Raw genomic sequence first — 15,165 nt, 5'->3', positions numbered from 1 at the left:
TTATTATACTGAAGCTAATGTGGAATGTTCCTCTACAAAGTTTTCCAGTAATTCTACTGCTTTATCATTACCTCCGGCAAGAGTAAAGGTGTTCTGAACCTCTTGGGCTGCTGCTCTGTATTTAGGGTTTTCTAATAATTCAAAAACAGTTTCACGAAGAGCATCTACACGAAGTCTTTTGTATCGGATACTGATTCCGCAGCCTGCCTGCTCAATTAATTTCGCAATATGGAAATGATCGTATGCAATAGGCGTGATTAACATCGGTAATCCGTTACGGAATGTGTCATTCACGGTATTGAAACCGCCGTGGCAGATCACCATATCCATTTGCTGCATCACTGCAGATTGAGGCACAAAACTGTTCACGATAAAGTTTTCCGGCCATTCTTCAAAGATTTCCGGTGGAGTAGCAGCAATCACAGTAACCGGTTGGTCTTTGAATGCAGCGATGATCTTTTCAAAGAATGCTTTTCTGATGTCTACCAACAAAGTTCCCAGTGATACGAAGATCTTTGGAGTGGTAGAAGCATTTAATTTATCCCAGTCAAATGGAGCATCATTCGGACGGCCTTTTACCGGGCCTACGAATTTCATATGTGATGGTACGGTATCAAAACCTGCAAAAGCCTGTGAAGTAAAGACCATATTCAGTTTATGGGAATGAATATAAATTCCTTCTTCGTGAATGCCTACTTCTTTTTGTAAGTCTTTGATTAAATTTTGCTGCCATTCCCAGATTTTTGGGGCACTCTTTTCAGTATCTCCCATGACATCCGGTGGAACAGGAGTTGTTGTTACACAAGGAATATTATGTTTATGAGCGAAAAGTGCACCTCCGAATGTAATACAGTCGTTCACAATTACATCAGGCATCCAGCTTTCTGTTAATCGGGTTAATCCTGGCATCATCATTTTAGCAAAAGGAACATAGGTTTCTTCCAAAGCTAATTTCATGACTTCAGGACCGGAACAAGCCGGACCGTCATCTTGTCTTTTTAAAATACGGGTAATTTCATCCTGATAAGGAATAAGGTCTTCTTCAGGATAGTAGTAAGAACCTCCTTCAGGAATATGTTTGTTATCTAAAGGCGTAATACCGAACCATTTTACTTCGTGCCCACGGGCAATAAGACTAGCACCAACACTTAATGTTGGGCTCACATGTCCGAAAAATGGCGGAACAACGAATAAAAATTTAGATGGTTTTTCGTGTTTTGAGGCTTTAGTAATCGCCGTTTCCAATAAATTGGCTGCTGTAGATGCTCCTCCTGCTTCCATAAAAGATTGTCCTACTTTTTGAGCGGCCTCACGGTAGCTCGGGTTGTTTAAAATTTGTTGTACTGCCTCTCTCAGGTGATTGGCTTTAAATCTGTTGAAATTAAGTCTTTCACCTGCCTCTGTACGTACTACACGTCCTGCCACATGCGACTGGTCATACGCAATCGGAATGACTACCAAAGGAATTCCGTTGGATAAGGTTTCGGAAACGGTATTGTGACCGCCATGGCAAACTACGCCATCAAGATGAGGTAACAGATCCAATTGCGGAACCTGCTGATACACCATAAAGTTGTCTGGCCACTGCTCGAAAAGCTGCGGATCAGAAACCACGACAACTGTTAAGTCTTCGTCTTTGAAAGCGTCTACTACCTTTTGGAAAAATGCCTTTTTATGATCGTGATCGAAAGTAGTTCCAATGCTTACTAAAATCTTTTTATTAGTAGCACTTTTTAATCTATCCCAATCAAATTCACATGAGATACGACGTTCTGTAAGAACTGGCCCTGTGAATTGATATTGAGGGGCTAGATCATCCATTTCACCAAAGAAATAAGTTGAAGTTAAAACAAGCGTCAACAGATCTGAAGTTGCTAGAGAACGCTCCTCGTTGAAGCCTAGCTCTTTTTGTAAATCGATGATTTGATTCACTTCCCATTCGTGTACTTTTGGCAGCTCATTCATGATCTTAATGGCAGCCGGAGCCGTAACGGAAGTGGCACAAGGAATCCCTAATGCTTTTGCTGCTATCGGAGCAGCAAATAACTGATGGTCACCGATAATCAAATCAGGTTGATAGGTCTTTAATAAAGCAACAATTCCATTATAGCAATGTCTGTTCAGTGGAATAAGTACTTCCTCGTAAAGGAACTTTACACTGTCGATTCCGTACACTACTTTTTTGGAAATAATATCCAGATATTGTTCGCTTTCTTTTTTTTCTTCGTCGGTCTGATCGTATTGGATCAGTAATAATTTTCCTCCCTCCGGAAGTTTAGCCTCTAAAGTCGGGTCAAGGCTGATCCAGACTACTTCATGCCCTCTTTCCAGCAGAGTAGCACCGATGCTTAGGGTAGGATTGACGTGTCCTGTCAAGGGTGGAACTATAAATGCAAATTTAGCCATGGTTTTTCGTTAAGATATTAGATAAAAACTGAGCGATCGTCTCTGCGATAAGCTGAGGTTCCTGAATCGGAATATTGTGATCGCCGGAAATCAATTCAAGTTCGGCTGAACCGATTTGAGACTGCAGCCATTCTCCTGTAGGTCTGCAGTTGGAGTCAGCACCGTAAAGCAATAACGTAGAAGCTTTCAGTTGATTGAAATCAGCTTCACCAAGGAAATGTTTTTCCCTGATCATATCTGCTTTGATGCTGGTTTGATTAAACAGAAACTCATACATACGATGGTTCTTTTCCATTTGTCTTTTGCCCATCTGGACTTTGGTAGTATCTGTAAAATTGGCTACATAATGCTCAAGGAATTCCTTGCTGTATTCATCAATAATGTTACGGGCTTTTTCGTCCTGAGGATCCGGAGCTTCCATCACCACCAGTTGATTGACGCGTTCAGGATAGGTTAATGCTGTTTTCAAAGCAATAAGACCGCCGAAGCTATAGCCTGTAAGATGTACTTTCTCCAGTTGAAGGTGATCCATTAAACCAATCAGATCGGATGACATGTTATCAAGGTCGTACCCATCCAAAAAGCGTTCACTCATACCGTGACTTTTCAGATCGTACATCACCACATGGAAATGTTTTGCCAGAATGGGGGCAATATTAAAATAATAAATGGACAGGTTACTGAACATACCGTGGATCAGTACCACGGTTTGTTCGGCTCCTTTATTGAGTTCCTGTATATGAACTTGTTTATTATTGACAGTGATTATTGGCATTCGTAGATATAATTGATGATCATACTAAGGTCAAGATTAATAAGCTGGTCTAGATCCATAGAAGATAACCAACCTGTAAAGTCGATCTGATCGCCAAAATGCGCCTTGATCTTTTCAGAGAAAGAGACAATCTCGATGCTGTCCATTTCAAGATCTTTGGTGAATGAACTTTCCGGAGTAATATCCATCTCCTCTACAAATTCAGCACCTATCACTTCAGTAATAAAACCTTTTAATAAAGTAAAAAGTTCTTCGTGGTTCATTTTTAATGTTGCGTTTACAGTGTCCATCCGATAATATAATTTTTATGTTTAATAGTTTTGATTTCAATGTTGTTGATCCACAAGTGATCATCTTTTATAAATTCGACCTCGAAGGCTTTTGGATTCCCTTTCAGTCCGGTTCCTAAGAACTTTCCGTAGGCTTCTTTCGCTACCCAGAAGCGGGTTGTCCATTCTGCCTGATCTTTTCCTTTTAACAAGGCTAATTCATTGTCGGTAAATACCAGATCATAGAATCCTTCGCTGCGTTCTTCCATGAGTTCCATATCGATTCCTACAGATTTGCCATATCTCGCAATCCCCACAGCTTCTTTTCCTTTGTGAGCCAATGAAATATGAATGTTTTCTGTGAAATCACTGATGAGGTAAGGTTTCCCCACTTCATCGGAACGTATTTCAAAGGTGATTGGGAAGCACGCATGATTTTTTTCCTGACGAAGAAGGTTTCTAACGGCATCTTTTACGGCAACACGGCTTACCATCCAATTTTTCTTCTTGTTCGGTAATAATTGCAGATGATGCTGTTTTTCCGTCTGGTTGAAATATCTTTTCAGGATAAAATCCCATGACGCGACTCTGGTATACGCCTGATGGAAGAAAAATACTTCCGGAGCAATCTCTTCAGAAAGACGATTATGCAATGGTGACATGGAAACATTCCATAATGCGGCATCAATTTCCAGTCTTCTGTTCTGCCATCCGGTGATCGCGCACCATACTTTTCCGTCTCTTTTCAGGATAATATCTGCAATGGCAAATTCATCGTTAAGCTCAGTCAGCATACAGGTGCATTCAAAAATACCTTCCTGATCGTGCATATCGCCAAAGAATTCAATATCTCTGATCTTTACCGGGAAGGCAATACGGTCTTTTACCAAGGTAAGCTGTAACCAAAGTCCAAATAGCTGTCCGGCATTGTCTAACAGAGATCCTTTTCCGCCATTTCCTTTGATTTTTCCTATAATTCCTTTGTTTCCAACGGCTGATACTTCGGTAATTCCCTGGTATTTGTCACCATGGAACATGTGGGCATCATAGATTTCTTCAGGTGTTCTTTCAATCGGTAGAAGATCACCAACGGAAAGGTTGAATGTTGGAGTAGGGACTTGTGAAGATTTTAAGATCACTTCAGCATTGGCAAAGTTTTCAATATCCAGATACGCATGGTTTTCGCCACGCCATTGTCCTTTTACAGTTTTCTCAAAAGGTTGGGCAACGTTCATCCATTGGAATACACTTACGTTCATGATTTTATGAACCTGTGTTCCCGGGATTTCCGCTTCTGCAATTTCTGCAAGCTGCTCAAAGATCATGGTCATCGGAATAACCGGTTCCATATCCGCTACATGAGCCCATCCTTTCGGCTGTCTCAATAAGCTGTGGTCGATCAGGTATGGATGACTTTCCAGCGTTACGTACAGATCTTTTGTGAAAGTTGTACTTCTCGGTGCTTGTGGAGTAGCATATTGTGCTACAGGAGCGACCTGAGCAGGACGTGGAATGGTAATTTCCGGACGGTTCTGGAATAAAGTCAAGACTTCTTCCTGCATACGGATCATATCCGTAACATTGTCCTGGAATGCCTGTACCAAAGGATGACCGCTTTTTGCCGTTATAGCTGAAGCGGAAGCAGTATATTGTTTTGGTGTTTCAAAGGCTTGAGCTAATGCTTTTACTTCTTTAAAATTTCGGATAATAGGTGAGCCTAATTCTAGCTTTATCCCTTTACCTGATGATTTTTTTGAATGCTGCTGAAGCTCTAAAAAGTCAAGCGCAACCGTTTTGCCTTCTACAAATAAGGAAGCAACCACACGCTGTAACTGGGCTAATGCAGAACGGGCAGGAACGCTGGAAGCAATCGTGCTGAATGCTTTTCCTTTCAAAGTATCATCAATAAATCCGATCAGTCCACCGGTACCCACCTGAATGAATACTCTTACGCCTTCTACGTATAATTTATCTGTCAGTTCACGGAAGCGAACAGGTTCTACCAAGTGCTCAGCACTTAGTTTTCTGATCGCTGCCTGATCTGCAGGATAAGGTTCTAATGTAGTAGCTGACCATAACGGGATCTTCGTTTTCTGGAACTGTGCTTTTTCCATTCCGGCAAGGATCACATCCAGTTTATCAGCGATAAAAGGAGAGTGGAATCCGGATTGGAATGGCAATACCTGATGGAAGATCTGTTTTGATTTTAATTGCGGAACCAATTGATCCAATGCAGCATTGCTTCCACAAAGGATGACCTGATTAGGACAATTGTCATTCGAGACATACAGGTCTGAAATTTCAGCAATAAAAGGCTGTACGACATCAATTCCTGCTCCAATGGCAATGAACTTGGAATCTTTTAATTCAAAAGTTTCCGGATTCAGTACATCGATTAAGGCTTTTACAGAATTAGCTTCTGCTAACTCAGATGAATATCCTGCCAGCCATTCTCCTAAACTGTGTCCTGCATTCATGTCTGGGATGATTCCCAGTTTTTTTAAGGAGTTGTCAAGGATACTACAAGTATTGAAGATATTTAAAGCATCGGTTAAAAGACCTTCACCTTCGGTTTCTATAGGAGCAGTTAATCCAAAATAACGGCTTACACTTTCCACTTCACCTTTTGCCAGGCCATCCAATCCAGGGAATACAAAGGCTACTTTTCCGCCATCTTTTAATAATGGGGTAGAAGTATACCAGATGTCCTGTTTGTTTTTCCAGATCAGGTTTTTAGAAACAATTTTAAGGGCTTTTTCTATTCTCGCAGGAGTAGGATCGAATATCGCTACTCTGAAATCCCCTTCACCTGTTGTTGTTTCATTATTTTTTAAGGCAGAAACTAATTCTGCGTGGGTAGGTCTTGCCAATAGCAATACGGTGTCTTTTTTCGGCATATCATAGCCTTCAAGAACAACGTGAGCATTGATTCCTCCAAATCCGAAAGCGTTCACTGCTGCTACTTTTGGCAGTCCGGTTTTTGACCAGTTTTTGGCTTCCTGTACCGGTTCGAATCTTGTATTCTGCATTTCTGCCGTTGGATTTTCACAGTACAATGTTGGTGGCAATGTATCGTGGTGTAAAGCCAGACAGGTTTTAATTAATCCTGCGATTCCGGCAGCCGGCATGGCATGTCCGATATTGGATTTTACAGAACCGATTCCTGCCACGGGAGCAGCTTCTTCTTTCCCAAAGAACTGAGCTAAGCTTTGAAGTTCTGTTTTATCTCCAAGCGGAGTTCCGGTACCATGGGCTTCCAGGTAACCTACTTTATTTTTATCCAGATCAGCATTAATCCAGGCTTGTTCTAACGCTTTTAGCTGACCTTTTACGGATGGACTCATCACGCTGGTTCCGTTACCATCACTGCTGACCCCCACACCTTTGATCACTGCATAGATTTTATCCTGATCACGAACAGCGTCTTCCAATCGTTTTAAAACGACGAAACCACAGCCTTCACCAATCAGCAATCCATCGGCATCCATGCTGAACGGTTTGATCTGCTGTTGACGGGACATCGCTCCCAATTGAGCAAAAATACTCCAGAAAGCAGCATTTTGTCCGGTGTGAACCCCTCCGGCGATCATCATATCGGAACGTCCTCTCTGAAGTTCCTGAACTGCGTGATCTACAGCGATTAAAGCACTGGCACAAGCAGCATCCACAGTAAAAGCAACACCTCCAAGGTCAAAACGGTTGGCTACCAATGAAGCTACCAGATTGGGAATCAATCCCATGGCAGTATCAGCAGCGAAACGTCCTTTCCTTTCCTGGAAAGCATGTTTTACTTTTTCAATATCAGCAGAAGATACCTGAGGTAGCAATTCCTGCAATAAAGAGGAAATCTGTTCTCCGGTTCTTACAATTTCAATGGCACGGGTAGCTCCCGGCCCGGTATAATTTCCTTTCCCAATGATGATTCCTGCTTTTTCAAGGGAAGTATTCTTTTGAAATACTCCGGCATCTTCCAAAGCTTTTTGAACTAAATCAAGGGTTAGTAAATGATCGGGTTCTGTTCCTTCCACGGCAAGGGGTAAAATTCCAAAGCTGGTAGGATCAAACTCATAATCAGGAATAAACCCGCCTCGTTGGCAATAGAAACGATCGACAGGATTGGTGGCATCACTAAAGTGTACCGGATCTATCCGATCTGCCGGAGCGGATTGGGTAGAGTCTACTTTATTGACAATATTCTGCCAAAAAGTATGGGCATCCTGCGCCCCGGGAAAGACGCAGGATAGTCCAACTACAGCAACATCTGTTTTTTTCATGTATAGTGTTTACAGAGGATTACCAATTATTTCCTGACATGATAAGCACTTGGCTTTCAGTTCCGTATTTTATCTCGTTAAGGAAGATTTCTTTTCCTTCATCCAATGGGATCATAGAAATTCCTCTACGTTCGTATTCAGATTCAAGGGTGGAAGAAACCATTCCGGCACCTTTCCAAGGCCCCCAGTTGATGGAGATTACTTTTCCTTTTAATCTTTTATTCAGAGCGTTAGCGTAATCATCCAGTACACTGTTGGCAGCCGCATAATCTGTCTGGCCTTTGTTACCATATACCGATGCGATACTTGAGAATAATACCACGAACTGGCAGTCTGTACGAAGTTGTTCAGCCAATACACGAAGTGGTTTTACTTTGGTGTCAAATACGCGTCCGAAAGATGAAGTTGTTTTTTGTTTGAATAATTTATCTTCTAAAAGACCTGCTCCATGAATTACTCCGTCTAAACGGTTGTATTTTTCATAAATACCGCTGATCAGATTGCTTAATCCTTCTTCGTCACAAAGGTCTAATGATTGATAAATAATCGTATTTCCAAGCGCTTCCATATCACGGATCGTGCGTAATATTTGATTGTTTTTGAAAACTTTTGTGGTTTCTTTTTCAATCTCAGCAGGAGAAGTGAATTTTCCGGATTTGATCAGGAATGCTCTGATTTCCTCTTTCGTTTTCATTCCTTCGAATTCTTTAGCAGAAGCTTCATTTCTTGGATCTGCAGATCTTCCTACTAAAATGTAAGTACATGGATAAGCCTGGGACATGTGTTTCACCAATTCTGCAGTGATTCCTTGTGCTCCTCCTAATACCAGTACTACAGATTTCTGATCTAATTGAATGTGTGCTTCATTTAAACTCGTTGACAATGGGGAAGGGATAATATCTACCTTATGTCTTGTTTCGTTTTTATAAATCACTTCAGCAGGTTTATCATTGGTAAGAATTTCCTTTAAAGTAATTTCAGCAATCTGATCTACTTCCTGAGGAGTACTCAAGCTGATTAATCTGCAAATTGTGTTATCAAACTCTCTTGCTAAGCTTTTGAAAAGTCCAGGATAACCCTGATGGTGGCGCAATACACTCACATCATTGATTTCCTGAATATGGGCAGGGATATCAGAAATAAGATATACCCATTTAGCTTTATCAAAATCCAGTTTTTTAATTAAATCAACATGATCGATGATGCTGGGTTTATCTGTAGCTGAGAATAAGTCTAGCATGATCAATCCATCAACGTTGGAAAGGTCTTTGTCTGACTCTACCAATTCTACGATAGCTCCGTGTTTTTCCAATTCAGCTTTAATGGCTGAGGTTTGTTTACTATCATCCTGAGTGATGGCGAAACGTTTTCCTTGCAGAACCTCTGTGTTTTGTACTGATGAAGCATCTGTAGGAGTGATATCAAAACGAAGACGTGATAATACATTATTTGTCGCTTCAGGAGCGCTTGCTTCCTTTACTTCTTTTTTTATTTCATTGTCGCCGCCGCTCATTTCACTGATCCAGCTTGCCAATCCACGAAGGGTTTTAATGGCTGCCAGTTTTTCCATTACATCATCAGCTTGCTCAAGGTTTTCTCCAAAACCGATCTTGTTTTTAAGATCTGCAATGATTTCCATACGCTTGATAGAATCGATACTAAGATCTGCTTCCAAATCTAAGTCTAACCCTAACATCTCTTTTGGATAGCCTGTTTTTTCACTTACGATATTCAGGATAGCGTTTTGAAGGTCTTCTAATGATAATGCAGATTTTGCTTGTGGTTTTGAAGCTACTTCAGGTTCAGTTACAGTTTTTTCAGGAGTTGATGGCGTCGTATCTGCTCCAGAGAATTCAGTAAGCCATGAAACCAATCCGCTTAGGGTTTTGATTCCTGCCAATTGTTCCATCACCATATCTTCATTGGTGTTACCTTTAGCTAATGTTCCCAGTTCGTTACGAAGTGTTCCGATGATTTCCACTCTTTTGATAGAGTCAATACTTAAATCAGCCTCAAGGTCCATTTCCATACCCAGCATTTCCTGCGGATAGCCTGTTTTATCACTTACAACCTGTAGTAATAAAGCTTTGATATCTGTTGTAGGAGCCGCTTTTACAGCAACGGCAGTAGCAGCCACTGCAACAGTTCTTTCCTGCTGAACTGCTTGTACCGGAATGGTACGTTCAGGGGCAGATGCTGGCATTGGTGTATTGTAAACAGGCATTGGATTTACCTGAGGATTCTGTCCCATAAAGGATAGCATCACATCACGTTGTGCCTGTATCATAAGTTTCATACTGTTTAAATATTCCTGCAGCATACGTTCTGCCGTAGATAGGCCTTCCGGTGCAGGAGCTTGCGTATTATGAGTGGTAAAATTATTCATAGGAATAGGGTTTATGATAGGGAGTGCACCATTAGCAGGCAATGAACCTGTTGTCGGATGTGCAGCTTGTCCGTTAACACGCCAGATGGCCGGGCTTTTCTTATACAATTCAGGCTGATTGATATCAACAAGCTGAACGAAACGGCCATCGAAAAGTTTCTCAATATTGAAGCTGCGTCCCGTGCCTAAATACTGAGCTAACATACAAAGTAAATGAGTGAATTTGTTACGGCTGCTGTCTTCAACATATAAAGTCAACTGATCTTTTTCAATACATGATTTTGCCAATCCTGTAAGGACTTTTCCAGGTCCTACCTCGATGAAGATTCTTGCTCCATCGTTATACATCGCTTGCATCTGTTCCACGAATCTCACAGGCTGCACTAAATGTTCAGTCAATCTTTCTTTGATGTCTGAAGGATTCGAAGGATATACTTCAGCTGTTGTATTAGACCATACAGGGATCTGCATTTCCTCAAAAGGAACATCTTTTAATACATCAGCGTATAAATCTTTTGATTTTGCCAATAATGGGCTGTGGAATGCACATGCCACTTCTAATTTTTTAGCAGAAATTCCTTCTTGTTTAAGGACTTCCAATAATGTATTGATGGCCGGAGTGCTTCCTGCAATGACACATTGAGTAGGAGCATTGAAGTTAACAGGATAACATCCCTCCACTTTAGCAATGATCGGCTGTAAACGTTCGTGAGTAGCACTTGCCGCTAACATTGAACCTGGATCTCCGCCTTCTACTGAATTTAATATCGATTGAGCTCTTTGGATACTTAAATCAACTAATTTATCTTCACCAAATACTCCTGAGAAACATAGAGCAGGTATTTCACCGTAGCTATGTCCAGCCAGCATATCAGGAACAATTCCCAATGATTCTAAGAATCTGGCCAATGCAAGATCAACGATTCCTAAAAGCGGCTGTGCTAAACGGGTATCTTTAATGGTTTCTTTCTGTTGTTTTAAATCCGCTTCATTGAATGTGGTAGAAGGAAAAACTACTTTTTCAAGTTCAGGATAGTTATCAATCACGTTACGCATCGCCGGGAAAACCACGAATAGATCACGAGCCATGTTGATTCTCTGACTTCCTTGTCCGGGGAATGTGAATGCTACTTTACCTTCTTTTTTATTGACTGTGAAAGTATCTTTAGTTTCTATCCCCAACAGTACTAATTCAATTTTCATCATCAGGTCAACCGCAGTGTCCGCAACAATACTGAACTGAATTGGCTTTTCTGAAGCGATACTTAAACTGTAAGCAATATCTTTTAGTGGAATCTCATCATTAATTTCCAATAGCGTTTTGATCTGACTTGACTGCCCTTTTGCTTCTTCATAGGTATCCCCACGGAATACAAATAATTCTGAAGGCCATGACTGCATCGCAATAGAGTCATCCTGTTTCGGATGGTTAGCAATTACGGTGTGGAAGTTAGTACCTCCAAATCCAAAAGCACTGATTCCTGCATAGCGGTTTTTCTCCGTCCATAATCCTGTTTCCGCATGGAAAGAGAATGGGCTGGTTTCTGCGTTATAATAAGCATTCGGCTGTTTAAGGTGAAGGGTAGGAGGTTTTACTCCATGATAAACTGCCAGAGAAGCTTTAATTAATCCTGCTAATCCTGCAGCACACTTAGTATGTCCGATTTGGGTCTTCACAGAACCTAAATGGGTCTGTCCCGGCAAAGCACCCGAACGGCTGAATAGATTTGTTAAAGCACTTAATTCTGTTTTATCTCCAACCACAGTTCCTGTACCATGAGCTTCTACCAATCCTACAGAAGCAGCACTGATTCCTGCTTGGGTATAAGCACGCTCCAAAGCTCTTACCTGGCCTACTTTTCTAGGAGCTGTTAGTCCAAGAGCTTTGCCGTCACTGGATCCGCCAACTCCTTTGATTACAGAGTAAATATGGTCACCATCGTTGATCGCATCTTCATATCTTTTCAGAACAAGGATTGCGATTCCTTCTCCAAGGGCGATTCCGTCTGCTTCACTATCGAAGGTAGCACATCTTCCTTTTCTGGAAAGAGCGTGAGTACTGGAGAACATCAGGTAATCGTTGATTCCGTTGTGTAAGTCTGCACCTCCGGCAAGAACCATATCGGATTTACCTAATACAAGTTCCTGACAAGCTAAATCGATAGCTGCCAAAGATGAAGCACATGCTGCATCAACCGTGAAGTTTCTACCGCCAAGATCCAGACGATTCGTAATCCTACCTGCGATTACATTGGCCAGAATACCCGGGAAGGAATCCTCTGTAGTATGTGGGAAAGCTTCTTTTACTTCTTCGTGAAGTTCTCCGAAGACTTGTTTATAATATCCTCTGAAGCTATAGCTGTTGGCAAGATCATTACCTCCTTCAGCTCCGATGATGACAGAAATGTTTTCTCTGTTAATATGTTTTTCACCATATCCGGCATCTTCCATCGCACGTTTTGCTACCAATAAAGTAAGCAATTGTGTAGGTTCAATAGCAGCAAGAGATTGTGGTGGAATACCAAACGCAAGTGGATCAAAATCAATTTTCGGAATGAAACCACCCCATTTTGAATGAGATACGTCCGCTTCGTCAGAATCCGGTTTATAATAAAGCTCCTTGTTCCATCTTTCGTCCGGAACTTCGGTAACGCTATCTTTTCCTAAAATGATGTTTCTCCAGAATTCATCCAGATTTTTGGCACCCGGGAAAATACATTCCATTCCTACGATAGCAATATCCAAAGGTTTTTCGCTGGATGTAGGCTGTTCTGCCAGTTCAGCATTCTGAATATATTCGTAATTGCCGATACTTACATTTTGATGAAGTTCTTCAAGGGTCAATACTTTGTTTTGCATGGTGGCAATCTGTCCAATCATGTACATTCCAAGATCCAATTGATCATCTTTAGGAATGTTTACTAATTGATCTCCCTGGCGTTCAATGCCTTTTGCGGCAATTCTTAAACGGCCTACGTTGAGCTTTTCCAGCTTTTCCCATACTTCTTTTTTATCTGTTCCGGCAGCTAAAAGTTTAGCTTTTTCCGTATTGAAGTGGTTGGCAAATGAAGTATTTAAGCAACGGGTTTCATGTCCCGGAGCAGTTTCTAATAAGACGGTATCTTTAGCCTGCATTGCCTGTAACTGGAATTCTTCCTGAATGGCTCCGGTTTGCACAGCTTCCTGCGTGTACAAATAAGCAGTTCCCATCAATACACCCACTTTTACTCCTCTGGCAGCCAATGGAGCCGCCATGATACAAACAAATGCTGTTGAGAAATCATCATGGATTCCACCGGCAAAAAATACACTGATATGTTCCGGATGGTCTTCTTTTAAGATCCGTTCAATCTGTTTTTCCCAAAGAACCATACTGGATAATGGACCTACGTGACCACCGCATTCACGACCTTCGAAAATGAAATTTTTTGCACCTTCTTTAAGGAAAATATCCAACAAGGCAGGAGATGGAACGTGCAGGAATGTCTTTATGCCTGCTTTTTCAAATACTTTAGCCTGTGCTGGTCTTCCTCCGGCGATCAAAACTACAGGAGGTTGTGCTTCAAGGATATAAGAAGTTTGTTCGTCTCTTAATTCCTGAGGCGCAAACCCTAAAATACCTATACCCCAGGTTTTATTACCTGCCAATTCTTTTGTTTCCATCACCAAAGATTTGGCAGAGTTTCCTTTCAATAATGATAGGGCAATAAATGGTAAAGCACCTGCTTCGGCCACGGCATTGGCAAATCCTGCTACATCACTTACACGGGTCATTGGCCCCTGTGCAATGGGATAGGTAAGACCAAGCTCCTGAGCTAATGGATTATTTTTGTCAATAACCTGAAGTGCTTTTGCCTGCTTCAGATGACCATACATAGCTTCTTTGAATCCAAAAGCCATTTTTTTCAATGTTCTGAACTCTTCATACAGGTCTGTGGCCAGCGAAATGTCCTGTCCCATTGGGATATAACTTTTGCTGATATCGAGATCAGTAAAATATTGTTTAAGATCTTCAGCATTGATATTATCCGGTAATGAAGGCGAATTAGGCCTTACCAATACACGGTGATTGGCAATGATTTTGGTCTCGGTTCCGTTCAGTTTTGAGGATAAATCCTTAATGTCTTTTGGAACTGAACTTTCAGGGAATAAAGCAAGCTGGCTGTCCAGTACAATACCTGTTGCTCCCAAAGCTTTCACAGCTGCAGCGGTATGGAGTCCTATTCCTCCTTGTACCCAAACTGGAATGCTTGTGATTTCCTTGATAATGCGCTGGAATAATACAAATGTGGATTCGTAGCCGATTTGACCTCCAGCTTCATTTCCTTTGATGATAATTCCTTTAGCTCCTGATTGTTCAGCTTGTTTTGCTTCTTTGAGACTGGTTACCTGATAGATGATATCCAGATTCGAATTCTGATGAATAGACATTCCGGCCGGTAAGATCGCAAATGTAACATTCTTTGGAATTTGAAGCGCTGATAATTTTTCATTAGAAACATAGATACCATAAGAGGGTAGATCTGTTCCTTCAAGTTGATTAAGTGCTGCCTGGGCGGTCGTTAACTCTTGGCCTAAGCTGAGGACAGGAAATATACCCGCCTGATGCAATTTAGGCAAAAGGTTGACATCCGGCTTTTCAAAAGGCGTTAGTCCAATGATGGTTAAGTTTTTCATGGCGTGATATGTTAGTAAAGATTTTGCAAAAAACACATAAGTCTTTGAGACAAAGAAGAATGTCTTATTACAAAACCATAAAATTGGTTTTTATTATATTTTCACTGGTAAAGCTTATTTGTTGAATATTTTTCAACGACACGCGATGGGTCCTAAAGTGATTAGGATCTTGAATGATGTCCGGCTTTTCAAAAGGCGTTAGCCTAATAAGGGTCAAGTTTTTCATTGCATTTAGTATTAAAATAATAATATGCGATTTTGCATTAAAACATCAATCTAATGGTGATAAAGACTGATTGTTTGTGATGCATGAATAAAAATAATAAATTTATGATGTTTTGTTAATCATAAATTAAATTCGATAATAATTTTTTAACA

At 41.1% G+C, this 15,165-nt stretch carries 5 protein-coding genes; all 5 read right to left on the bottom strand.

The window, feature by feature from the left end; genetic code table 11:
- Positions 1 to 3: 3 nt before the first annotated feature.
- From EL260_RS18490 to EL260_RS18470, 5 genes are read right to left on the bottom strand one after another with little or no spacing between them, the layout of a single operon-like run.
- On the bottom strand, positions 4 to 2,406 hold the full coding sequence (locus tag EL260_RS18490) for a glycosyltransferase (protein WP_123856904.1): 2,403 nt from the start codon (positions 2,404 to 2,406) through the stop codon (positions 4 to 6).
- Positions 2,399 to 3,181, bottom strand: a complete 783-nt coding sequence (locus EL260_RS18485; protein ID WP_123856902.1) for an alpha/beta fold hydrolase — start codon at positions 3,179 to 3,181, stop codon at positions 2,399 to 2,401. The genes EL260_RS18490 and EL260_RS18485 overlap by 8 nt, the downstream gene beginning before the upstream one ends.
- Positions 3,172 to 3,471, bottom strand: coding sequence for an acyl carrier protein (locus EL260_RS18480; protein ID WP_002977699.1), 300 nt, complete (start codon positions 3,469 to 3,471; stop codon positions 3,172 to 3,174). The genes EL260_RS18485 and EL260_RS18480 overlap by 10 nt, the downstream gene beginning before the upstream one ends.
- Entirely contained in the window at positions 3,459 to 7,724 is a 4,266-nt protein-coding gene (locus tag EL260_RS18475) for a type I polyketide synthase (protein WP_123856900.1), read from the bottom strand. The genes EL260_RS18480 and EL260_RS18475 overlap by 13 nt, the downstream gene beginning before the upstream one ends.
- A 19-nt stretch (positions 7,725 to 7,743) precedes the next feature.
- Entirely contained in the window at positions 7,744 to 14,787 is a 7,044-nt protein-coding gene (locus EL260_RS18470) for a type I polyketide synthase (protein ID WP_123856898.1), read from the bottom strand.
- Between the last annotated feature and the right edge of the window lie 378 nt (positions 14,788 to 15,165).

The sequence above is a fragment of the Chryseobacterium nakagawai genome, assembly GCF_900637665.1.
Taxonomy (GTDB): Bacteria; Bacteroidota; Bacteroidia; order Flavobacteriales; family Weeksellaceae; genus Chryseobacterium; species Chryseobacterium nakagawai.
This window is presented reverse-complemented; position numbering and strand designations above follow the sequence as displayed.